This window comes from Rhizobium sp. LjRoot254, assembly GCF_964254105.1.
GTDB lineage: Bacteria > Pseudomonadota > Alphaproteobacteria > Rhizobiales > Rhizobiaceae > Rhizobium_E.
In genome coordinates, this window is record NZ_CAXUSM020000001.1 from 4,762,238 (window position 1) to 4,786,195 (window position 23,958).

Sequence of the window (23,958 nt, forward strand, 5' to 3'; positions counted from 1 at the left end):
ATAGCGTCTATAATGGGTGAACAAGGCTTCGGTCATACTGATACATCACGTCTCGGTCAGCACCTGTCGCTTAAGGCGACGCCGTCATTTCAACGACGCGACCAGAGCACCGAATCGAATAGCCAATCCCGACATCGCCGAAATCCTGCTTGAAAGCGAGTTAAGCGGCCGGGAGGAAATAGCTGTCAGCTTGCGCTTCTCACAGGATGCCCAACTCGGTGCATGAGCGCGACCAAGTCCTCCCCACTGATGATTGGGGGACGTGTTACGGCCGAATGGACGAAAATTTCAACCGAGTCCGCGAACGCACGATGGCGGCTGACGTGGCGTACGGCCCCTTCCAGAGAGCAAAACCTCTCATCGGGTATCTCGCCCAGCCAAAAAAACACTGTGCAGTCCGTATGGGCAAAATCAACGAGTTTGCTGGAAGTTGCGTTTGTCATGCTATCATCTGCCCTGGTTCCAATTGATCAACACGAAATCCGCCCGGACGTTGAATGATCGCTCATGATGACACGATGGGTGTCTTCGCATGCAACTGGGAACGGAGTCGTTGCTTGCGGTCATTTCTCTCTTAAATTGAATACATCCAAAACAATAACATTTAGCGTTGCGCGACACATAACGATTCTCGGTCGTGTTTTCGTGCAAATTCGTACCCAAGTTGTTGCGCAGTTAAGCGCACCTTGATATGCATCGTCAGCCCCGCAGGGGCGCTCACGATTGGAAGATCATCGTTTTTTCTCCCACCCAAGTTACTCAAGAACCGTCTGCTCTGCGCGCTTTCGCCCGCCGACCTCGGGCTACTTGCTCTCAGTCACGGGAGAGTGCAGCTCAGCCTTCGGCAGTCGTTGAGACCGCACATCAGCCGATCGAACTAGTCTACTTTCTTGAGTCGGGTCTCGGTTCGGTGGTGGCGAGAAAGGAAGGCGGCACGACGGTCGAAGTCGGTCGCTTCGATTTGGATGGCATGAGGAGCACATCCCTTGCTCCGGGAGAAACGGAAAGTCCGTTCGATTGGTTCACGCCGATGGATGGTTCCGCGATGCGCAGCTCGGCCAATAACCTGCGCAAAGCCACAGACCTGCTTATGCATTATGTGCTCGGCATCCAGACCACTTATTCCGCCTTGGCAAACGGCCAAATCAAGCTGGAGTGTGTTTTGGCGCGGCTTTTGACTTTACCAAAGGCATCGAAGGTTTACCCTCCTTGCCTTAGGCCACGTTTGTAAGGGCATAATTGGGCGCCCAGAGGGGTTAAACTTCTCTGCCTAATCACTAGGGCCGATCGTGGCGATGATTGAAAATCACCGGTCGCGGCTTCTATGGGATATTTTTGTGGATGCCCCGGAAATCAAACTTGGCCTTGAGAGGCTTGCAATAGGTAGCAGGACGGCGTCAAGCTTGCTCGTTGGTAACAGGCAATTAACTGCGGCCGGGACACAACGAATGTGCGGGTCGTGTTCAACCGACACTTGCTTTAGTAAGAGTTAATATTTCCTTCATGCTCCACCGGCAATAGTCCGTTGGATTGCCCTTAGGGAGGTGTGAGGTGTCTTTGGAACGAAAGTCGAAAACATCAGCTCCGCGTTACACGGCCGATGGCCCGCCCGCTTCCGGAACCGAAACGGATTCCCTTTCGGAACTGCCCACGCTGATGGCTCAGATGCTGCGTTATCAGACGGCGATTGATAATATTTCACAAGGCGTGTGCTTTTTTGACGGTGAGTACCGACTGGTCCTCAGTAATGATCGATATGCCGAACTCTACCGTCTGGACCCCGAATTGCTGCAACCCGGAATGACGCTTTGGGAGATTATCGATCTTCGCTTTCAAAGCGGCATGTGTCCGATGGACACCGCCGAGGAATACCATGTTTTCTGTACGTCACCCGAAGTCGCCGACCGTAGCCATGTCCGGAACGTCGAACTCAGGGATGGCAGGATCATCCGCATTTGTCATCAGCCCATGGCTGACGGTGGATGGGTCGCCACCCATGAGGAAATTACCGACAAGGTCGCGAATGCGGCGCTTGCGAATGAGCGCTTGTCGCTGCAGCATCTGATCGACACGGTGCCGGATTACCTTTGGGTCAAGGATCTGGAATGCCGCTTTGTCGTGGCCAACAAGGCGCTCGCGGCCGATTGCGGCAGGACGCCGGCCGAAATGATCGGCCTTTCCGATGCAGACTTCCATTCTCCCGACTTGGCAAAGTCTTTTCGTGAGCGTGAACTGGCGATCCTGGCCACCGAAATACCGATGATCGATCGGGAAGAAAGCATTCTCGATACAACCGGCGCATGTAAATGGTTCGCATCGACCAAGATGCCATTGCGCGACGAAAACAATGTCGTCTTCGGCCTAATCGGCATCGCCAGGGACATAACAGAACGCAAGCGTTCGGAAATGCTGAGCAAGGGCCAGGCAAAAGTTCTCGAAATGATCGCAACGGCGGCGCCGCTGCAGGATATTCTGACCGAGCTCATTCATCTCGTCGAGGGACAGCTTACGGGCATTATCGGATCCGTGTTGCTACTCGACGCCGACGGTCTGCATCTCCGGCACGGCGCTGCACCGAGTCTCCATCCTGCCTATATTGAAGCGATCAACGGCGTTAGGGTCGGGCCAAATGTCGGCTCATGCGGCACAGCCGTTTATCGCCGTGAATCTGTCATCGTCGCGGACACTCAGACCGACCCGCTCTGGGCCGATTATCGAGACCTGGCGTCAACCTTCGGCTATCGCGCCTGCTGGTCGGAACCGATCATCTCGCATACGGGCCCGGTGCTCGGTACATTCGCGATGTATTCGGAGACCATACGCCGGCCTACCGATTCGGAGAGAGCCCTCGTCGAAGTCGCGACGCGCATCGCAGGCATAGCGATCGAGAGGAAACTCGCCGAGGAGCGCATCCAATATATAGCCACTCACGACGTCCTGACGAACCTTCCCAATCGCACAGTTCTGAGCGACCGCGTCTCCCAGGCGCTCGATCGCGCGGCGAGCCGCGACGAGAGTGTGTCTGTAATGTTCATCGACTTGGACCGATTTAAGCTCGTTAACGATAGTCTCGGCCATGAAGCCGGTGACGAGCTCTTGCAAATTGTCGCCGCACGGATGCAACAGCATGTGCAGACATCCGACAGCGTCGTCAGGATCGGTGGAGATGAGTTCGTCATCCTCCTGCCGGATCGGCCGAAGGAGACAAATACCATTGCCACCACCTGCCAAAGGATCATTGACGCCATCTCCGCGCCAATCCATGTCGGGGGGCACGAGTTGCGAGTGACCTGCAGCATCGGCATTGCCAACTACCCTGCGGATGGCACCGATACTCGAACGTTGCTCGCCAACGCCGACGCGGCGATGTATCAAGCCAAGGCCATCGGCCGAGACAACTTCCAGTTTTATTCATCTGATTTGAACGCCAAGGCGCATCAAAAACTGATGCTTCACGAACAACTGCGCAACGCATTGACGCGTTCGGAATTGATCCTGGAATACCAACCGCAAATAGATTTGCGAACCGGCGAGATTTTCGCCGCAGAGGCCCTGCTTCGCTGGAATCATCCAGCGATGGGCCGGATATCGCCGGCGGAGTTCATTCCATTGGCGGAAGAAACCGGCCTCATTGTTCCGATTGGCGACTGGGTGATCACCGAAGCGTGCCGACAGAACAAAGCTTGGCAAGACGCAGGGCTCAGCCCAATAAGCGTGTGCGTAAACGTCTCGGCGCGTCAGTTCTGGGATAAGAACCTGGTAGCGCTTGTTCGGCACGCATTGAAAACCAGCAAGCTTGCGGCGAATTTTCTCGAACTGGAGCTGACCGAGAGCTTGATCATGCAGGACATCGGTCAGGCGATCAATACGATGTCCGAATTGCAGTCACTGGGCGTGCAGCTTTCCATTGATGACTTCGGCACGGGGTATTCCAGCCTGAGTGCCCTGAAGAATTTCCCCGTCACCCGCCTTAAGATCGATAAATCGTTTATCAACGATCTTGCCTCGAACGAGAGCGACCGGACGGTTGCAAGTGCGATCATTCTGCTCGGCCAAAAGCTCAACCTGAGAGTGATCGCCGAAGGCGTCGAAACCAAAGAGCAGATGCAGTTCCTACATGACAACAACTGCGATGAAATGCAGGGATATCTGTTCAGCAAGCCCGTGTCGGCGGCAGAGTTCCAAAAGTTGGCACACAGGAGATTGGAATTTCCTGCCCGGAGGGACGTCGAAGGGGCAGATGCGGATTCTAATTGAACAGTTCGCTGATGAACGCGCCGAGCCAAGAATGCGCTTGCGGTACACGTATATTTCAAAACGAGCCACACCAGCGAACACGGTTTCATGTCCGTCGCGTCAGGCGACCTCGGAAATTCGCGCTTGAGAGTGCGGAGACGCGCAAGTGCTGCTTCTTCGGAATGATTCGAATGGCATTTATCAGCTGCACAACACTGTCCAGATCAGAAAATTCCATCAGAGGTACTTTCTGAGTTTCCGTGCTCAACCTCTGCTGGGCAAAGAACCGTCAAATTGAGCTGAACGGCATCATTTTAGTGAATTCGTAACTATCCATGCGGATTGTATTTCGGAGAACCGCCGGAAATCCGCTCGAAAATCCGAAAGAAAGTTAATCTCTAGCGACTTCCACCGACGCACTCCTGATCGAAAACCTAAAATGTCGACCGACTGTTCCAGGCTTTTCCGGGCGCTTTTGGAGCCCCATCCAGAGAAACCTACTCGTGGTTTTCTTGTCATTCCCGAGGAGAACCTGATTGCGGTCGAAACTCTACGAATGACGCTCGACGATCAGCAGAAAGTCCAAGCGCTTGCCGAGGAAGTCAGCGCGCAACCAATCGCCCAAAGGAAAACCAATTATGAACTTCGCGCTCTTGAGCCGTGACAACGACGTGATAATGGCTGCGATGAACAAGTCGCAGGCCATTATCGAATTCAGCCTCGACGGTAAAATCCTCAAAGCGAATGAGAACTTCTGCCGAGCGCTGAACTATGAGCTCCGGGAGATTGTTGGCCAACATCATCGGATGTTCGTTGATCCGGCCGAAGCCTCCAGTCCTGCCTATACAGAATTCTGGCGCAATCTTGCAGCCGGCAATTTCGACCGGGCCCAGTATAAGCGTATCGCCAAGGGTGGGAGGGAAATCTGGATCGAAGCATCCTATAATCCGGTGTTCCGGGGCGGAAAACCCTTTAAAGTCGTGAAGTTCGCGACAGACATTACTGCACAGAAGCTGAAGGCCGCCGAAGACGCCGGAAAACTCGACGCACTATCGAGAGCCCAGGCGGTGATCGAGTTCACCCCCAATGGCGACATTCTCACCGCCAACGAGAACTTTCTAACCACGCTCGGCTATTCGCTGAGTGAAATCGTGGGAAAGCATCACGCGATGTTCTGCGAGAAGGACTACACGTCCACCGATGACTATCGCCGTTTCTGGCAGCGGCTCGCCGGCGGTGAGTTTGTTGCTGACGAATTCCTGCGGGTCGGCAAGGGCGGCAAAAAGGTCCACATTCAAGCCTCCTACAATCCGATTATCGACATGAACGGCAAAATTTTTAAGGTGGTCAAGTTCGCCACCGACGTTACCGCCCGCGTTGAGAATGTGGATCGGCTGGCGGACGCTTTGCAGGCACTCTCGGATGGCGACCTGACCCAGGACGTCGGAACCCCCTTCATTTCGACGCTCGAAAAGCTTCGCATCGACTTCAACAGCGCGACGGCCAAACTCCGTGGGGCCATGCAGTCGGTGGCGGAGAACGCGAGCGCGATTGCGGCCGGTGCTCAACAGATACGCACGGCGTCCGACGACCTGTCGAAACGGACGGAGCAGCAGGCAGCCTCCGTCGAGGAAACAGCCGCAGCACTCGAAGAAATTACGACGACCGTGGCAGATTCCAGCCATCGAGCCCAGGAGGCCGGTCAGCTGGTGGCGAAGACTCGTGACAATGCCGAGCGCTCCGGAACGGTGGTTCGCAACGCCGTGGATGCAATGGGCAAGATCGAGTCCTCGTCATCGGAGATCGGCAACATTATTGGCGTTATCGATGAGATTGCGTTCCAGACAAACCTGCTCGCATTGAATGCTGGGGTCGAAGCGGCCCGGGCGGGAGATGCCGGGAAGGGCTTTGCCGTCGTGGCTCAGGAAGTTCGGGAACTTGCCCAAAGGTCCGCCAAAGCTGCGAAAGAAATCAAGGAACTCATCAGCGCGTCAAACCAGCATGTGAGGAGCGGCGTGAGCCTGGTTGGTGAAACGGGCACGGCACTGCAAGAGATTGTCAGTCAGGTGCAACTGGTCAATTCGAATGTCAGCGCTATCGTCGAAAGCTCCAAAGAACAGGCGACAGGCCTCAAGGAAATCAACACTGCAGTCAATTCCATGGACCAAGGCACGCAGCAGAACGCGGCGATGGTCGAGGAGGCGACCGCCGCTGCACACAGCTTGGCCAGGGAGGCCGACAGCCTGTTCCAACTGGTGAGACAGTTCAACATTGGAACCGTACCAGCATCACGAAACCTGCCGCATTCTGCGGCTCCTGCTCCGGCTCGGCCGAACTCCAACCCGGTGGCGTCGCCGGCGCGCCAGATGACCGCCAAGCTGACCAAGGCATTCAGCGGCAATGGGGCCGTGGCAGCAAGCGAGTGGAAAGAGTTTTGATGCAGCTATGCCAATATCGGACGCTCGGCGAGCCCTGATCTACAAGACGATAGGGAACCTGTGTGCGCCAGGCATGATTAGGCTTGGAACGCGGCAATGTCAGGCTTCCTGGCATCTGCAAACTCCTCTTGCAGGACGGAATGTCATCTTTGCCTGATCAGGTTTATGAAAGCCGTCAGTCCGCTGTCGGCCCCAAAGTGGTCATTGGCGCGACCAAGATGAGTGACTGGATTGGGGCCGGTAGCTGTCTGGCAGCTTTTAGGCGCCGCAAGCAGGATAGCTGCCGTTGCGCCGCAGGTCAGCTCTTTCAGCTTTCGACCCCATTGCGGTCGTTCAACGAGCCCGGCAAAATGGCCAAAAGCGGTCAGGCACTGTTGAGAAGGCGTAGGTGCGCGCAGGGCTCTCACAAATCCGTCCCTTTCCCGCGTTGCGCCAGACGTTGAACGAGCAGATCAATGAGCATTCGGACCTTCGAGGGCATATGGCGACGATCTGGATAGAGCGCATATACCGGGAGCGGTTCACCTTGATGGTCCTCCAGAAGACGGACCAATCTCCCCGCTTCGAGATCGGCCGCTACAATTGCGCTGGGCAGATTGGCGATGCCGAGGCCTGCAATCGCAGCGGCGCGCAAGCCATCGGCGCTGTCCATGACCATTCTCGCCTGCGCGTGCCCGACTTTGACCGGTTCATTTCCAGTCTGAAGCGACCAGGCCATTAATTGCCCATCGCGGCCAAATGCCAGATGATCATGATCCTGGAGCATTTCGGGGGCGTCTGGCTTGCCGCGTCCGGAGAGGTAGGACGGCGCGGCGCACAGGACTCCATCGATCCGATCAATGACGCGGCTCACAAGGCCGGCGCTGAATTCAAGTCCCCCTATGCGAACCGCGAGATCATAGCCGCCGCCAACGAGGTCACTGATGCGATCGGAAAATGTTACCTCCGCCCTGATCTCTGGCCATTGGAGGAGGTATTCCTGCAGAACCGGCAGGATGCGTAGCCGGCCATAGGCATCAGGAATGGACAGTTTTATCGTGCCACGGGGCTTTTGCACACGGTGCCGGACTGCCGCCTCTGCCTCCTCCATATCTGCCAGCAGCGAAACGCAGCGTTCGTAGAAAAGCAGGCCGTCCGAAGTGGGCGAAACCCGGCGCGTACTTCGGTTAAGCAACCTTGCGCCGAGACGCTCCTCCAGCCTGATAACGGCCTTCCCCACAGCCGATCGCGTTATCCGCAGCGCCCGCCCAGCCGTCGTGAAATCGCCGGCGTCCACAACCGCGACAAACGCCCGGATGGCTCCGATGTCGAGTTCGTCTCGCAACAGGCACCTCGTCCACAGTGTGGGGACACACATTCCCCAATATATCGCTTATATCGCGAATTGTAGCGCGAGGGCACCTTCCGTTCCCACTCGCGCGCGAAGCAAACACGATGGAGAATAGTCATGTCCGCCATGTCCCCTCTCGATACCGCCCCCGTGGTTCGTCACAACCCTCCAACGATGTGGGACTCGACCACGAACGGTCACTCACAAATCAGCGTCGCCCAGGCAAGGCAACTGGCCTACCTGTCGGGGCAGATTGCTTCCCCGCTCGACGGCTCGGCAGTGCCAGAGACCGTAGGAGGCCAAGCGGAGCTCATTGCCGATAGCTTGAAGGCTGCCCTTCGGGAGCTAGGCGCTTCGACCGCCGACATCGTTATGCTCCGCATCTATGTTGTCGATGGCACAACGGAGCGCTTTCTCGAGGCTTACGCACCTATCCAAGCGATGCTTGCCGGCGCAATGCCCAGTCTCACCGTGCTGGGAGTACAGTCCCTCTTTACCCCGATATTGCAGCTCGAGGTGGAAATGGTTGTCCGCGTCCCATGACGAAGACAGGTTAGAGCCTCGGAGGTCGGGGCCCAGCCATGGCTGCTTTCAGGAGGACCTGAACGAGCCATGCGACGGCTGAAATGGGCGCGCAATCTGGTCTTAAAACATATACTTAACCCAGAGGTCGTGGCATCGAATTCCCCAAGAAGCATAATAGGATGGCTTGATTGCTTCTGAAACAGTTGGTTCGGGATTCGCCCGCTAGCCCGATCGCGGCGCCGCGCCTACCAAGCCGCCGAGAACGGCGCGTTCGCGCTGTGGGTAGGATCAGGGATTTCCCGACAGGTCCCGAGCTTGGGCGCACTGATCGAGCGAGCGTTCGACTATCTGCGAGAACGCCCGAACGACCCCGCTACAGCGGCTGACTTTGCCCCGGGGCCTAGAAAAATCAGGATTTTCGCGGAAGCACTAATCACCGCGAGATCTTGCCTACCGCTCTGCCGCTAACCGCAAAGATGCGGCCGATGGCGTTAAGCAGAAGTTGTGCGGCGAGAATAGCGGTTGTGCCGGTATGGTCGTAGTCGGGCGCGACTTCGACCAGATCAACGCCAACGATGGTGCCACGCTTCGCAAGACCGGCAATAAGTTCCAACACCTCATAGTATATGAAGCCTCCATGACTTGGAGTGCCTGTGCCTGGCGCGATCGATGGATCGAAACCGTCGATGTCGATGGAAAGGTAATAGCGTTCACCTGCAGGAATTCGGTTCAGAACACCTTCGACGCCGAGATTCCGGATCTGACGCACCGATAGAATGTCCGATCCTTGAGCGCGGGCATGGTCGTAACCTTCCTTGGCGGTGGATGACACATTGCGGATGCCGAGCTGCGTCATGCCGGTGACCCAAGGCTTTTCCGACGCGCGGCGCATTGGACTGCCGTGGCCGTAGCGCACGCCGTGACGCTCGTCGACGAAATCGAGATGCGCGTCGAACTGCACGAGATGAATCGGCGGCTGATCACTGAAGGCATTGATGCAGGGTATGTTGACGGAATGATCGCCGCCAAGCACAACCGGCAGCGCGCGCGCCGCAAGAATCTTGCGGACGCCGATTTCGATATTGGCGTGGCTCGAAATCGTGTCGGTGTGAATGATATCGGCATCGCCGATATCGACGATCCTGACGCCTTCGAGATAGGTCACGTCGTCTTCATGATCGTAAGCTCCCGCGTGGCCGAACGCAAACAGCGTGGACGCCTCGCGGATGCCTCTTGGTCCGAAGCGCGCGCCGGAACGCCACTGCGTGCCGAAGTCGAAGGGCGCGCCGAGGACAGCGACATCCGCTGAGATCTGGTCCCAGTTCTCGACATAAGGGCTCTTGGCAAAGGTAGAAATGCCGACGAAGGGCAGGTTGAGCCGGCCATTGTCGTAACCGTGAGCAGCCATGATCGTTCCTTTCAAGGTATCAAAGTGCGCGTTCGCGCCAGGTTTGTAGAAATTGCGCAAGACGCATGCTCTTCGGCTCGGCGAATAGCGCTCGCGGCGAGCCTTCCTCGACAATGCGACCGCCATCCATGAAGACGACGCGGTTGGCCGCATGGGCAGCGAAACCCATCTCGTGCGTGACGATGACCATGGTCATGCCCTCCGCCGCGAGCGTCTTCATGACCGAAAGCACCTCGCCTACCAGTTCGGGATCGAGCGCGGACGTCGGTTCGTCGAACAGCATTGCCTTTGGCGTGCTGGCAAGCGCCCGGGCAATCGCCACGCGTTGCTTCTGCCCCCCGGACAGACTGTCGGGACGGCGGTCCGCGAAGGCGGCAAGCCCTACCTTTTCCAGCATTGCACGCCCGGTTTCCTCCGCTTGCTTTCGAGCAGCGCCATGCGCCAGCCGAAGCGCTAATGTGACATTGTCGAGTACGCTCATATGCGGCCAGAGGTGGAAATGCTGGAACACCATGCCGAGCGGTCGGCGTGTTTCCGCCAGTTCTTTCGCACCGGCCCGTTCGCGCCCGAGTGGCGTCTCCCGCCAGCCGATTATTTTTCCAAAAACTTGCACCTCGCCGCCGTCGTAAGGGTCGAGAAACGCGATCGAACGCAACAGCGTGCTCTTGCCCGAACCGGAGGGGCCGATGATGCAGGTGACGTCGCCGGCATGAATGTCGAGGTCGATGCCGGACAGCACCGTCTTCGCACCGAACCGCTTCTGAAGTCCGCGCACCGAGATCGCAGCTGTTCTTGCCGTCATATCAGGAGCCTTTCACCGCAAAGTGCCGCTCCGCATAAAAGCCGAACCGCGAAATAATTTCGACGAGCGCCCAGTAAAGGAGGGCGATGGTAAGATAGGGCGTGACGACGGCAAAGGTGATGGAACTGATCGTGGCAGCAACCTTCGTCAGTTCGCCAAGCGTGATGACTGATAGGACCGCCGACTCTTTCACCAGATTGATCGTCTGCCCCACGGAGGCAGGAAGTGTGAGGCGCAGTGCCTGGGGTAGTTCGATGTTGAGAAAGGTTTGGCCCGGCGTGAGGCCGAGCATTTCGGCGGCCTCACGCTCACCCTTCGGGATGGCGTTGAAGCCGGCACGAAAGATTTCCGCAAAAGGGGCCGCGCCATAAAGACCGAGACCGACGACGCCAGCGACAAAGGGGCTGAGCAACAAACCAAATTGCGGACCGCCATAATAGAAAAGGAAAAGCACGAGCGCTAGCGGTGCGCCGCGGGCAAATTCGACGTAGAATCGAATCGGCAGCGCGATGAACTGGAAGCGGCTACGGAGCGCCAGTGCCAGAACGATACCGACGAGAATGGAAATGCCAATGCCGAGCAGGGAAACCGCAACCGTCGTGGCGAGGCCGGCGGCATAGAGTGGAATATCGTTGACGAAACCGGGCATTATCGTTTTGCCCTCCGCGCCAAGTGGCGTTCGAGCAAAAGACCGATATATGCCAGCACCGCTCCGATCGTCACGTAAAACAACAGCGCCGAGGCATAGGCTTCCAGCGGACGGAACGTAGACGCGGCCACTTGCTGCGCCCGGCGGGCAATGTCGGTAACGGCGATCACGGAGACGAGCGAAGAGTTCTTGACGAGAGCCTGCATCTCCCCGACCAGCGCCGGCAGCATCAGACGCACCGCCTGCGGTGCTTCGATCCTGAAAAACGTCTGGCTGGCGGACAGACCAAGCATTTCAGCCGCCTCGATCTCACCCTGCGGGATCGCTTGAAGTCCGGCGCGGTAGATTTCCGACTGGAAGGCGGCGGTGTTCAATGCCAGTGCTAGTGTTGCCGCGACGGCGGGTTCCAACGCCAGTCCGAGAAAGGGCAAAAAATAGAAGACGATCAATAGTTGCACGAGGATGGGGGTACCTCGCCAGAAGGAGAGATAAAGCCCTGCCGCGCGGCTCACGACCTTGCCGCCCCGGGAAGCCGCGGCAAGGAGAATGGCCAATGGCGCACCGAGAAGAAGTGCCGAAAAACTGACCGTGACCGTGGTGACAAGGCCGTCCAGAAGCGGTGGCCAAACGTCTGCAAGTGCCCTATTCATTACCGGTTCTCTTCGTCCGGCTTACTCGGCGGCGGGAAGGGATTCCGGCAGTTCCATTGGAGCGCCAAACCACTTCTTCTGAAGTTCGACAAGCTTGCCGGATTTGTTGAGCTTGACGAGCTCCGCATCGATCAGGGCGTTGAGCGAGGCGCTGTCGGCATCGTTGCGGCCAGCCCAGGAGAAATAGGTCTTTTGACCGAAAGTTGGCAGCACGACTTCGAAGACGTCCGGGCGCTGACGCGCCGCTTCGAGGAGGTTAGGCAACGAGTTGACGACGGCGCTGATACGACCGGCTCCGAGGTCTGCATAGGCTTCTGAGAAGTCGGTGTATGTCGAAACCGCTATCTCACCCTTACCGCCCGCTTTCAGTTCGCCGGCGAATTTTTCAAGCGCTGCGAGCTGGGCCGAGCCTGCCTGCGAGCCGACTGCCTTGCCGGCAATGTCTTCTGGCTTGGTAATCTCGGCATCACCCTTACGCTTCAGGATAGCCATCGTGGCATCTGCGATCGGTGCGGATAGATGGTAGGCCTTCATACGCTCCGGCGTAACCGTGACCGAAGTGACGACATAATCGAAGCGGCTAGCCGCAAGACCCGGCAGGATACCTTGCCAAGGCAGATCGAGCCGCTTCAGTTGGACGCCGGGCATCGCCTTCATGACTTCTTCCATGATGTCGGCGGAATAGCCAACGATCTTCCCGTCCTCGACAAATTCGAACGGCGCAAAGCGTGCCTCGGTGGCAACGGTGAAAACCTTTGCAGCCTTGATCTTTTCCAGCAGATCGGCGGAGCGCGCGGCAGGCCCAGCAAGGGCAACAGCAAACACCGCGCCCACCACAAGGATCTTCGAATTCCGAATGGCTTTCATAGTTTTGTTCCCCTGTTTTTTCGGATCGCTTAGTGATCTCCGCAGAAGAGAAAAGCATGGACAATAGCGCAGAAAAATAGGAAAGATATAAAGTCTACATCAGAATTATTAATGTAAGGAAAGACGGATGCTGCTGGCTCAATCCGACCTTCGCTCCTTGACGGCGTTTCGGGCAGTCGCCGAGCATAAGAGCTTTCTCGGCGCACAGATCGCGCTCGGCCTTAGCCAATCCGCCGTCAGCTTTCACATCAAGGCTCTGGAAGATCGTTTGGGCTTCAAGCTGTGCCGGCGCGGCCGCTCGGGTTTCGAGCTGACGGATCGTGGCGCTATCGTGCTTGAACGATCGAAAGGACTCTTTCTGGCGCTCAATGCCTTCGAGAGCGACATTGGTGCGCTCAAGAACCGGATTACCGGCACACTGAGGCTCGGCCTGATCGACAACACCATTACTGACACCGATCTGCCGATCCATCGAGTTATCGCTCGTATCAGCGAGAAGGCACCTGAAGCGCGAATTGAACTGGCAATCGACTCTCCGGATGCACTGCTTTCCGAAATCGCCAATGGCGGACTCGACATCGCGCTTCTACCGGAAACGCAACCCTATCAGGGTCTGAAGCTCTCCCGACTTCGGGAGGAAATCCATTCGCTCTACTGCGCCCAGGGGCACCCGCTCTTTAAGCAAGCGGAAGCCGAATTGACGATAGAACGCATCGAGGCCTTCGATTTCGTTGTACGGCCATACGCCAACATGCGTGAATTGCAATTCTTTCCGCAGGCACGAGTTCGCGCTATCGCCTCCAATATGGAGGCACAGGCGATGTTCGTGATGTCCGGACACTATGTCGGTTACTTGCCGGACCATTATGCACGCGACTGGGTTCAGAAAGGTTGTTTCCGGTCACTTATTCCGGACGAAACTCGAATTCACTCCACATTCGTCATCGCTACGCGTTCCGCAGAAAAGCCCTCGACCGTCCTCGACTTCTTCATCCGCGAACTGGCAGGTATTGCCTCGGAATCCTTGCATAAGGATGATTTTCTCGCTGCAGGGAACGTGGCACGTCCATAAGACTTGCCCAATCACGCGGGTTGAAGATTGTCGATCGGTTTTTCGTCAGATCGCAGACGTTGTTTTCGCGTTGAAAGGGATCGAAGATCCCGGGACAGCATTCCAATCTCGTTGCGCAGATAGTTGAAGAATTTAACCGCAGGAATGCCATCAGACGGCCGGCGGCCCCCGTCATCAGAGTCTAACGGGCGGCAAGCCGTATAATGCCCCGTGCAAGCATTCTGTTTTCCTATCCTATTCGCTGCAAATTCCCGATTTTAGTTAGAATTAAGCGACCGATTATTGCGACGTATGAGTATCTGCGCGAGGAGGATCCCGAACAGGCATATTTCGCTGCCCGTCGCCTCCCGGTTCGCCACGATCTCGCAGTGGCGGCCGACCTCATGCTCGAGGTCGATCCTGAGTGCGCCGGCCCGGAACCGATCGAGCGAAATCGCACCGCCAAGCCGTCGCTTCGCCTGGGGCTTGAGCGGCGGCTGCGCATCCACCTTGGCGGCGAGGAACTAGCGACCTTGGCCTCCCCACTCGCTACGGCCTCGCGCGCCAAGGATCGGACCATGGCCGCCCGGCTGGCCGCGGTGATACCTCCCTATATCTCGCTCGCATGGCTCGACACGCTCGCCGGGGATGCTTCGCCCGGCGTTCAGGAGGCCGCTCGCGACGCCGTCCGGCGGCGTGCGCTGGAAGCGTCGGCAATGGAGCGTCGGGCCCTGCTGATGACGTCGCCGAAGCCCCTCCAATGGGCCAGACTCCTGGCGATCATCGAGCTGGTCGATCCCTTCTTTCTCTGGTCGCGGGCCGATCCTTCGAATCTCGGGGGACGTCTTCGACGCACTGCCTTTCGAGTTCTTCGACGAAGCGGGTCAGGTCCGGAATCAGCAGCTCAAGCAGCGCGAGGACGCAGCCAAGAAGGCCGACAAGGATCACTGACGACTTGGCGGATGCTTCGGAAAGGTTCCAATTCGGCCGCTGCGATCGTGCAGCGGACAGGCTGAACGAACGGCAGGTTCCAGGGAGGCGCCGGCTGGAGTGGAACGCGAAAATGGGGGCGCAAAGCCGACCCGACTTCCGCCTTTGGCCCATAGCACACATCGTGGCTGCGACCAAGATCTCCGCCGGGCGCCTTGCGAATAGTCAATGAAGGCTCAGCTTTCTCGAGTTTCCTGATGTCTCCGGGCACTCGCTCCATCCTGGCTAGACACTTGGCCGCTGAATTGCCTTTTCCAGATAGCGGCTCGGCGGGCCGGTATCTCCTTTGTCGACCGAGCAGCGAGACACCGATCTTCTAATCTGCGCTCCCGGATACTCAGTTTGGGGAGTCGTCAGGACGTTCAGTATCTGCCAAGCAAGCGAAAACGCCCGCCCTCGACGTGACCCAGCAAAAAGGCATAGCCTGCTTCTTCGCTACCAGTAGTCCTTTAATTATTGCCAGCACGGCGGTGGACAGGGCTCGGCGCCTTCACAAGGCCACAACCATGCCGCCGCGTTTCAGGCGCCGCGCTGCTCTTCCATCTGCTGAGCAAGCTCTATGAGCACACGAGCGTCATCATAACCACCAATCTCAGCTTCAGCGAATGGGCCAGCGTCTACGGCGATGCCAAGATGACGACGGCGCTGCTCGATCGCCTGACCCATCATTGCCACATCCTTGAATCCGGCAACGACAGCTTCCGATTCAAAAACAGCTCTGCCCAGGAACCCAAAAAAGCAAAGGAGAAGACCAAGACCTTGACCACGACCATCGACCCGGAAAATATCTAATAGGCGGGTCACTTCTCAGTGGAAATCCCGGGTCAGTTCTTCGCGGAAATCAACACCCGTGTGCTTAAGAAGGCATGGTCGGGCCGGACCGCGGAAAAACTGAGCGTTCCAAATGAATCGTAAGCAAAACATTTCTAATAACATAGTGGAAAAGGAACGACCTGTCTTTCTATTAATCGCCTAATCCTATAGATTTGATGCCTCGTCGACTGAATGGATCAGCGGGCAACAGGGGAATAAACTATTGCGACTTGAGAAGGAGCAGAAATCAAGATGGCTCGTTAGCAAAACCCGGAATTTGCTGGAGGCAACGCGCTTCTGGCTGTCTCGCCCAAGCCAGTTTCTCGATTTCTCGTCTTGCCCAACGCCCACCGATCGCGGAGCGATTCACCCCGCCAGGAACCCACCATGTGGGCAACAGCCGGATAATGTGGCGTGCGGTCCCTTGATGAGAAATTCCCAACCCGAAGCAGTCCAATGAAAGAGCCCATATCAGAGCAAATTCTTACAGCCGCCGGCGCGCTTTTCTATAGCGAAGGCATCCGCGCCGTCGGCATAGATCGCATCATCGACGTGGCGAAGGTCGCCAAGGCGACGCTCTATCGCCACTTTCCCTCCAAGGACCATCTTGTTGCGGCCTATCTTCAGGATCGTCACGACCGGGTCATTAGCTCGCTCCGCGACGCCCTGGAGAGGGAAGAGGAACCGAGAAACCAGCTCAAGCTGATTTTCGAGCGCTTGTACGACAAGGCCGACAGCCCGGAATTCAGGGGCTGCGCATTTGCACTCGCTGTTGCCGAGCACGGCGATTCCGAGCGTGTCGTGTCCGTCGCGCGACTGCACAAGAAGATGGTCGGGAATATTTTCCGCGATATCATGTCGAAGGTCGATGTTGAGCCCGACAAGCCTGCGGCCCACCTCGCCCTCCTCTATGAAGGAGCGCTGGCAACGGTGGCTGTGGGACGCGACCCACAGGCCGTGCTCGTCGCGCGGGACTGCGCACTGTCCGTGTTCGACACGGCAATCCATTCAACCAAATCTTTTGAGAATGCTGCAACATGACAAAGACCATCGATTATTTCTTCGGAATAGGTTCGCCCTAGTCCTTCATTGGCCTTGAGCCGTTCGTCGCGCTTGCTGCGCAGCACGGAGCGTCCATTCGCCCCTATGTCATCCCGTTGATCGAAGATAATGGGGCGATCTATTCGCGCAACAGGCCGGAGGCGCGGCGTGCCTATTGGACCAAGGACCTGAAGCGCTGGGCGGCAATGCGTGGTAAGACTCTGAGCTTCGAAAATCGCGCCGCCCTCTCCGATCCGACGCCTGCCGGTCTCATGGTCATCGCCGCAATCGAAAGTGGCGCGGATTGGCTGAAACTGACGGGCGCGCTCCAAGAGGCTTTCTGGACGCGCGGCGAGGACATAGGCAAGACCGAGATCCGCCAGGCTACCGCTGAAGCAGCCGGCTTCGACGGTGCAGCGCTCGAAGCGCTTGCCCATGCCAGCACCGCACTCTCTATCTGGAAGTCGAACATCGAGGCTGCCAAGGCCTCGGGTGTCTTCGGCCTTCCGACCTTCCGCTTCGAGGATGAGCTCTATTGGGGGCAGGACAGCCTGCCCTTCCTCGAACGCCATCTCAAAGGCGAAAAGCTCGTCGCTTGAAGTCATCGTGTGGCGCGGCTTGGTCAGCAAGCTGCGCCGGCCGCGCGTTGCGCTTCTTGAGACCACATTCCGGAGTTTCACATGTCTGTTTCCCTGCCGGGCTCGCTCGTCTCCACCGAATGGCTGGCGGCCCATCTCGATGATCCGGATCTCGTCATTCTCGATGGGTCCTTCAAGCTGCCTGGCGTGACGCCCGTCGCGGCCGAGGACTTTGCTGCGCGGCACATCCCCGGTGCGCGCTTCTTCGACATTGATGCGATTGCCGATCACGAGACGACGCTGCCGCATATGCTGCCCTCGGCGGCGGCCTTCGAGCGCCATGCCACGGAACTCGGCATTTCCAACGACAGCATCGTCATCGTCTACGACACGCCCGGCCTGATGTCGGCTGGACGCGTCTGGTGGACCCTGCGCACCTTCGGCCATGACAAGATCGCGATCCTCGATGGTGGGCTCAGGAAATGGTTGGCCGAAGGACGTCCGGTGACTGCCGAAACCGCAACACCCGCCAGTGGACGTTTCCGCGCCACGTTCGACCCGGCCGCCGTACGATCGAAGGCCTATGTTCTCGCAAATCTGGAAAGTCGGGCGGAGCAAGTCATCGATGCGCGCTCGGCCGGCCGGTTCACGGCGGAGGAAAAGGAAGCGCGACCAGGCCTGCGCTCGGGCCATATCCCCGGCAGCCTCAATCTTCCCTTCAACGCTCTGACCAACCCGGAGACCGGCGAACTCCTCAAGGTCGCGGACATCCGCAAGGCGTTCGAGATGGCGGGCCTCGATTTCACCAAGCCCGTCATCACGAGTTGCGGCTCGGGCGTCACCGCGGCAGCGCTTGCCTTCGGGCTGCATCTGGCCGGTAAGGTCGATGTCGCGATCTATGATGGCGCCTGGGCCGAGTGGGGCCAGCCGGGCGATACGCCTGTCGACACTGGTCCGGGCGGCCGATGAGCGCGCTGCCTCCCGCTCTCACCGAGACGCTTCGCAGCCGTTTCGAAGATCGTTTCTCCATTGCACAGGCCTTGCGCGAACAGCATGGCCGCGGTGAATCGCACCACACGCCTGAGATCCCGGACGCGGTCGTATTCGCGGAGACCACCGAAGAGGTGGCGGACCTCGTTCGGCTCTGCGCGGCGGAGAACGTACCTGTTATCGCCTATGGTGCCGGCACATCACTTGAAGGTCATCTAACAGCAGTGCGCGGTGGCATCTCGATCGATCTCTCTCGCATGTCCGAAATCCTCCGCGTCAGCGCCGAGGATCTTGATTGCACAGTCCAGGCCGGCGCGACCCGCGAACAGCTCAATGCGCATCTCCGCGACCAAGGGCTGTTCTTTCCCATCGATCCCGGGGCCAACGCCTCGCTCGGTGGCATGGCTTCGACGCGCGCCTCCGGCACCAATGCAGTGCGCTACGGCACCATGCGCGAGAACGTCCTGTCGTTGGCTGTTGTGCTTCCAACCGGCCAGGTCATCCGCACCGGCGGCCGGGCGCGGAAGTCATCGGCCGGGTACGACCTCACCCGGCTGTTCGTCGGTTCCGAGGGCACACTCGGCATCATCACCGAAGTGACGGTCCGGCTCTACGGCATCCCCGACACGATCTCCGCGGCACTCTGCTCGTTCGAAAGCGTCGAACAGGCGGTTAATGCCGCGATTGCGGTCGTGCAGCTCGGAATTCCGGTTGCCCGCATGGAGTTGATGGATCGCGGTCTGATCAAGGCCGTCAATGCCTATTCCAATCTCGCATTGAAGATCGAGGACACGCTTGCCTTCGAATTCCACGGCTCGCCCGCCGGCGTGCAGGAGCAGGTCGAAATGGTGGCGGCGATCGTCGAGGACCATGGCGGCAAGGATTTCGAGTGGGCCAATGCACCGGAAGAGCGCAACCGGCTGTGGAAGGCGCGTCATAACGCATTCTACGCTGTCGTCTCGCAGCGGCCGAACGCCAAGGGCTGGTCCTCCGATGTCTGCGTGCCGGTCTCCCAGCTGAGCGGCTGCATCGTCAAGACGCGCGAGCTCCTGCAAGGCTGCACAGTCCCGGCCGCGATCCTGGGCCATGTCGGCGACGGCAACTATCATGTCGTCTTCGCTGTCGATCCAACGAACCCTCGGGAAATCGAGGAAGTCGCAGCCATCAACAAAAAGATGGTTGAGTACGCGATCTCCGTCGGCGGCACCTCGACGGGTGAACACGGCGTGGGCACCGGCAAGATTGCCTATCTCCGCCATGAACACGGCGATGCCGTCGACCTCATGGCCGTCATCAAGCATGCCATCGATCCCAAGGGGATCATGAATCCAGGCAAGATCTTGCCCGGTTAGGAACAGAATATCCGGGAACCCTGCCATGACTATGTTCAAGACCCATAGCTCGCATTGGGGCGCGTTCTCCGGCCGCTACCAGGATGGAAAGCTTGAGATCCGGCCTCACCCCGACGATCCGAACCCATCGCCGCTGCTGGGCAACCTGCCAGCGATTGCGGATAGTCCCGTGCGCATCCGGCGCCCGGCCGTTAGACGTGGCTGGCTCGAAGGTACCTCCGGCAACTCGCAGAACCGTGGGGCGGATGACTATGTGGAAGTCAGTTGGCCGGAAGCGCTTGACCTTGTAGCGAACGAGCTTCGGCGCGTCTACGGAAACTTCGGGGCTCGGGCGGTGTTCGGAGGGTCCTATGGCTGGGCCAGTGCCGGACGCTTCCATCACGCGCAAAGCCAGGTACACCGTTTCCTGAACCTGCTGGGCGGATATGTGCGGTCCGTCAACACCTACAGCTCCGGCGCTGCGATGGTCATCATTCCGCATGTGCTCGGACCTTACGACCATTTCGAGCGCAAAAGCGTCACCTGGGACGCCATTGAGCGGAGCACGGAACTGGTCGTCGCCTTCGGTGGTATGGCAATCAAGAACGCTGATGTGCATGGCGGGGGCAACAGCCAGCATATTGTGCCGGACAGGCTCAAGAGCGCCAGTGCGCGCGGCGCGCGCTTCGTCCTCGTCAGCCCGTTGCGCGACGATTTTCTCCCCGAGGCCAATGCCGAGTGGCTGGCGCTTCTGCCCGGCACCGATGTCGCACTGATGCTCGGCCTAGCCCGAGTCCTCGTCAGCGAAGGATTGCACGATCGCGGATTTCTCGACCGCTATACGATCGGCTATGACCGCTTCGAAGATTATCTGCTCGGCCGGACCGACGGTGTCGAAAAGAGCCCGGAATGGGCGTCCCAAATCTGCGGCATCGGCATCGATGTCATCAGAGATCTGGCACGAGCGATGGCGCGCAACAGAACGCTGGTCACCGTAAGTCACTCCCTGCAGCGTGCCGACCATGGCGAGCAGCCGGTCTGGATGGGTATCGTGCTGGCCGCCATGCTCGGACAGATGGGTCTGGACGGCGGCGGCTATTCCTATTCCCTTGGAGCCTTGGGCAACACTGGCAAACGCCAACTCACGGTTCCGCTGCCCACGTTTGGACAGTTCAAGAACCCCGTACAAGATTTCATTCCCGTCGCGCGCATCGCCGACATGCTGCTCAATCCCGGCGGCGCATTTAATTATAACGGTCAGGCACTGAACTATCCCGATATCCGGCTCGTCTATTGGGCGGGGGGCAATCCGTTTCATCACCATCAAGATCTCAACAGATTGCGGGCAGCATTCAAGCGGCCCGACACCATCATCGTCCATGAGTCGGCTTGGACATCCTCGGCACGCCACGCCGACATTGTCCTGCCGGCCACGACGACGCTCGAGCGCGACGATATCGGCGCGGCGCAGGGCGATCCCCTGATGATCGCGATGAAGAAGCTGATCGAACCGGTCGGCGAGGCGCGAGACGATTACGATATCTTCGCCGGGATCGCGCGCCGTCTCGGCATAGTCGAAGCATTCACCGAAAATCGCACAGCCACGGAATGGCTCGCTTTGCTCTACGAGCCGACGCGCCAGGCGCTCGCAGCTGGCGGGCAAGAGGCTCCCGACTTCGAGACATTCTGGGAGCGGGGAGAGCTGGTACTGCCACTTCAACCCGACGACGGCGGGCCGGCGCGTGCCTTCCGCGACGACCCAGAGACCGCCGCACTTCCAACGCCATCCGGCAAGATCGAGATCTTTTCGCAGACGATCGATAGCTTCGGCTACGACGATTGCTCTGGTCATCCGCGATGGTATCCGGCCAGGCCGGAAGCACAGGCGGATGACGGCCGCTATCCGCTCCATCTCGTCTGCAATCAGCCACGTCAGCGGCTGCATAGTCAGTTGGACTACGGCGACTTCAGTCGCTCCACCAAGATCAGGGGCCGGGAACCGGTTCGAATCAACCCGCGCGATGCGGCCAAACGCGGCATCTCGAATGGTGACATTGTAAGGCTTTTCAACGCGCGCGGCGCGTGCCTCGCGGCCGCCGTCTTGAGCGACGACGTACGGCGGGGCGTGATACAGCTCGCCACGGGCGCATGGTTTGAGCCGGAAGACCCGAGTGTCGACAAGACCATGTGTATCCATGGCAACCCGAACATCCTCACCCGCGACATCGGAACCTCTCAGGTGGCTCAGGCCTCGACAGGACAGCTTACCAGGGTGGAGGTCGAGCGTTTCATTGGCGAACCACCTCCGGTGCGGATACTCGAGGAAGTGAGATTTGTGAACAACGGCAATTCCACCGGGAATGGTGGCGAGCGGTAGCCTGCTTTTTTAACGGTCGCCTGCCAGGTCGAATGAGGCTCACCATCCGATATCCGGCCGGATTCGAAAAAGCCGATCTCCAACTCTTGCAATCGCAGAAAATAAAATCTATAAATTTGATAGAAAAAGAATAACCAGTCTTTCTCTCAGACTTTGCCCTGCTAGGCTAGGCCTCGTGATCTGCTCGGCAATCAAGACAGGACCGAATCATGACCGACTATTCCTTTCCACTTTTCATTTCCCGCCGCCGTCTGCTGACCGCCACCTCAATGCTGGCCGCTGCCTCCGTGGTCGCCTCGGCGGGATTCAGCCCGGCTTTGAGTGCGGACAACCCGCAAGAAGGTGGTGACATCACCTTTCTCATCGATTCGCTCGGCGATACCTGGGTGCCGAACAACAGCGCAATCTCCAGTTTTCAGGGCCATATCTGGGGCCATGTGACAGACAAGCTGCTTTACGTCGATGCCGAGGGCAAGGTGAGTCCCTGGCTCGTCGAGAAGTGGGAACAGAATGACAAGGCAACCGAATTCACGCTCCATCTCAAATCAGGCGTGACCTTCTCCGACGGCACCCCACTCGATGCCGCCGCCGTCGTCGCCAATCTCGACATCTGGTACGCGGGCCGCAAGAGCGAGGGCATCAACCCGATCGGCCTGTTCCCCAAGACCTACGATCATGCCGAGGCGATCGATGCAGCCACGGTGAAGGTCGTCTTTAAGAAGCCGACGCTCGGCTTTATCCCGACGCTGGGTTATCACGGCTCGATCCTGATTTCGCCCAAGAGCCTCGCTACACCGGCGACCGAACAGGCCGACCTGAGCAAGACATCCGGCAGCGGCCCCTATGTGGTCGAGTCCTGGAAGGACGGCGACTTCGTCAAGCTGGTCAAGCGTAAGGACTACAATTGGGGTCCCGAGGCGGTCGGTCATACCGGCCCCGCTCATCTCGATACGATCACCTACAAGCTGGTCACCGAGCCCTCACTGCGCGTCGCCGCGGTCCAGTCCGGCCAGGCAGACATCGCCTACAACGCCTCGCCGCAGGAGCTGCAGTCCCTCAAGGACGAGGGCTTCACCGTTGCGACACCGCGCTATCTCGGCTTCGTCAATGGCTGGGCGATCAATACCAAGCTCACGCCCTATAATGACTTGAAGGTGCGCCAGGCCCTCCAGGCCGCCGTCAATCGCCAGGAGATCATCGACACCGTCTACACGCCGGACTGGAAGCTGGCGAAGTCCTTCATCCAGAGCAACGTGCCCGGCGCGACCGACCACAGCGAACTGCTGGCCTACAGCCCCGAAAAGGCCGAGAAGCTTCTCGACGAAGCGGGTTGGGTCAAGGGCGCCGACGGCGTCCGCACGAAGGACGGCAAGGCGCTGGAGATCACCCTCCACTCCAACCCCTACCTCGCCACGTCGAAATCGGTCGACGAGCTTATCGCCCAGCAGCTCGGCAAGATCGGCTGGAAAGTGCGCATCCAGGCCTACGACGTCGTGACATACGGCGAGAAGGTCAAGTATGGCGGCCCGGCTGTGCCAGCCTACGAGGTGACGCGCAGCTTCATCGACGCCGGCACGGTGGCCGGCATCCTGACCAACGCCAACAATGGCGAAAACTGGTTCGCCCTCGACGAAAGCGACAAAGTGCTCAACGATCTTAGAGACAAGATCGCCGGCGCCGGCTCCGTCGAAACGCGCAAGCCGCTGCTCGACGAGTTGCAGACATACATTCTCGAGCAGGGCTACTTCATTCCGCGCACGCAGATCGTCCAGCGAATCTACGTCCAGTCTCCGAACCTCAAGGGCGTGACCTATAACGGCGTCGCCTATGCCAGCTACTACACGGCCACGAAAACCAGCGTGTAACGTGAGGAGGAGACCGG

19 protein-coding genes and 1 pseudogene are annotated in these 23,958 nt (G+C 58.6%); 14 read left to right on the forward strand and 6 right to left on the reverse strand.

The genetic code is table 11. From position 1 onward, the window contains the following. Positions 1-910 precede the first annotated feature (910 nt). The 4 genes from ACSQ26_RS23580 to ACSQ26_RS23595 all read left to right on the forward strand — a co-directional run bounded on the left by ACSQ26_RS23580 (position 911) and on the right by ACSQ26_RS23595 (position 6,674). Positions 911-1,231 (forward strand): hypothetical protein, encoded by a 321-nt coding sequence (locus ACSQ26_RS23580; protein ID WP_436013224.1) that lies wholly within the window; start codon positions 911-913, stop codon positions 1,229-1,231. 320 nt (positions 1,232-1,551) lie between these two features. Further along, a complete protein-coding gene (locus tag ACSQ26_RS23585) occupies positions 1,552-4,257 on the forward strand; it encodes an EAL domain-containing protein (protein WP_436013226.1) in 2,706 nt (901 codons plus the stop codon). 418 nt (positions 4,258-4,675) lie between these two features. After that, the gene (locus ACSQ26_RS23590) at positions 4,676-4,900 is read left to right on the forward strand and encodes a hypothetical protein (RefSeq protein ID WP_436013228.1); all 225 of its coding nucleotides are present in this window, start codon (positions 4,676-4,678) and stop codon (positions 4,898-4,900) included. Beyond that, a complete protein-coding gene (locus ACSQ26_RS23595; RefSeq protein ID WP_436013230.1) occupies positions 4,875-6,674 on the forward strand; it encodes a methyl-accepting chemotaxis protein in 1,800 nt (599 codons plus the stop codon). Before ACSQ26_RS23590 ends, ACSQ26_RS23595 begins: the two co-directional genes overlap by 26 nt. Positions 6,675-7,077: 403 nt before the next feature. On the opposite strand, the gene ACSQ26_RS23600 is transcribed toward ACSQ26_RS23595, so the two are convergent. Beyond that, entirely contained in the window at positions 7,078-7,998 is a 921-nt protein-coding gene (locus tag ACSQ26_RS23600; protein WP_436013232.1) for a LysR family transcriptional regulator, read from the reverse strand. A 123-nt stretch (positions 7,999-8,121) separates the two neighbouring features. Here ACSQ26_RS23600 and ACSQ26_RS23605 point away from each other — a divergent pair, with 123 nt between their 5' ends. Further along, the gene (locus ACSQ26_RS23605) at positions 8,122-8,547 is read left to right on the forward strand and encodes a RidA family protein (RefSeq protein ID WP_436013234.1); all 426 of its coding nucleotides are present in this window, start codon (positions 8,122-8,124) and stop codon (positions 8,545-8,547) included. 415 nt (positions 8,548-8,962) lie between these two features. Here ACSQ26_RS23605 and speB read toward each other — a convergent pair whose 3' ends face one another. Genes speB through ACSQ26_RS23630 form a run of 5 tightly spaced genes read right to left on the reverse strand, consistent with a single transcriptional unit; the run spans position 8,963 to position 12,905 of the window. Beyond that, positions 8,963-9,937: an agmatinase gene (gene speB / locus ACSQ26_RS23610; RefSeq protein WP_436013236.1), complete on the reverse strand. Its 975-nt coding sequence runs from the start codon at positions 9,935-9,937 to the stop codon at positions 8,963-8,965. A gap of 19 nt (positions 9,938-9,956) precedes the next feature. Next, a complete protein-coding gene (locus tag ACSQ26_RS23615) occupies positions 9,957-10,739 on the reverse strand; it encodes an amino acid ABC transporter ATP-binding protein (RefSeq protein ID WP_436013238.1) in 783 nt (260 codons plus the stop codon). Between the two features lies 1 nt (position 10,740). Then, positions 10,741-11,388, reverse strand: coding sequence for an amino acid ABC transporter permease (locus ACSQ26_RS23620; RefSeq protein ID WP_436013240.1), 648 nt, complete (start codon positions 11,386-11,388; stop codon positions 10,741-10,743). Continuing rightward, the gene (locus ACSQ26_RS23625; protein ID WP_436013242.1) at positions 11,388-12,038 is read right to left on the reverse strand and encodes an amino acid ABC transporter permease; all 651 of its coding nucleotides are present in this window, start codon (positions 12,036-12,038) and stop codon (positions 11,388-11,390) included. The genes ACSQ26_RS23620 and ACSQ26_RS23625 overlap by 1 nt, the downstream gene beginning before the upstream one ends. 21 nt (positions 12,039-12,059) lie before the next feature. Next, positions 12,060-12,905 (reverse strand): transporter substrate-binding domain-containing protein, encoded by an 846-nt coding sequence (locus ACSQ26_RS23630; protein WP_436013244.1) that lies wholly within the window; start codon positions 12,903-12,905, stop codon positions 12,060-12,062. Between the two features lie 127 nt (positions 12,906-13,032). Here ACSQ26_RS23630 and ACSQ26_RS23635 point away from each other — a divergent pair, with 127 nt between their 5' ends. The 9 genes and pseudogenes from ACSQ26_RS23635 to ACSQ26_RS23675 all read left to right on the forward strand — a co-directional run bounded on the left by ACSQ26_RS23635 (position 13,033) and on the right by ACSQ26_RS23675 (position 23,941). Beyond that, positions 13,033-13,977, forward strand: a complete 945-nt coding sequence (locus ACSQ26_RS23635) for a LysR family transcriptional regulator (protein WP_436013246.1) — start codon at positions 13,033-13,035, stop codon at positions 13,975-13,977. Between the two features lie 203 nt (positions 13,978-14,180). Continuing rightward, positions 14,181-14,972: a hypothetical protein gene (locus tag ACSQ26_RS23640; protein ID WP_436013248.1), complete on the forward strand. Its 792-nt coding sequence runs from the start codon at positions 14,181-14,183 to the stop codon at positions 14,970-14,972. A 493-nt stretch (positions 14,973-15,465) separates the two neighbouring features. After that, positions 15,466-15,738 (forward strand): annotated as a pseudogene (locus ACSQ26_RS23645) (ATP-binding protein); the annotation flags it as partial. 477 nt (positions 15,739-16,215) lie between these two features. Next, positions 16,216-16,800: a TetR/AcrR family transcriptional regulator gene (locus ACSQ26_RS23650; RefSeq protein WP_436013250.1), complete on the forward strand. Its 585-nt coding sequence runs from the start codon at positions 16,216-16,218 to the stop codon at positions 16,798-16,800. 47 nt (positions 16,801-16,847) lie between these two features. Further along, a complete protein-coding gene (locus ACSQ26_RS23655) occupies positions 16,848-17,399 on the forward strand; it encodes a 2-hydroxychromene-2-carboxylate isomerase (protein WP_436015441.1) in 552 nt (183 codons plus the stop codon). A gap of 81 nt (positions 17,400-17,480) precedes the next feature. Continuing rightward, a complete protein-coding gene (gene sseA, locus ACSQ26_RS23660) occupies positions 17,481-18,347 on the forward strand; it encodes a 3-mercaptopyruvate sulfurtransferase (RefSeq protein WP_436013252.1) in 867 nt (288 codons plus the stop codon). Beyond that, a complete protein-coding gene (locus ACSQ26_RS23665) occupies positions 18,344-19,720 on the forward strand; it encodes an FAD-binding oxidoreductase (RefSeq protein ID WP_436013254.1) in 1,377 nt (458 codons plus the stop codon). Before sseA ends, ACSQ26_RS23665 begins: the two co-directional genes overlap by 4 nt. A gap of 25 nt (positions 19,721-19,745) precedes the next feature. Further along, entirely contained in the window at positions 19,746-22,076 is a 2,331-nt protein-coding gene (locus ACSQ26_RS23670) for a molybdopterin guanine dinucleotide-containing S/N-oxide reductase (protein ID WP_436013256.1), read from the forward strand. A gap of 209 nt (positions 22,077-22,285) precedes the next feature. Beyond that, positions 22,286-23,941: an ABC transporter substrate-binding protein gene (locus ACSQ26_RS23675; RefSeq protein ID WP_436013258.1), complete on the forward strand. Its 1,656-nt coding sequence runs from the start codon at positions 22,286-22,288 to the stop codon at positions 23,939-23,941. Positions 23,942-23,958: the final 17 nt, after the last annotated feature.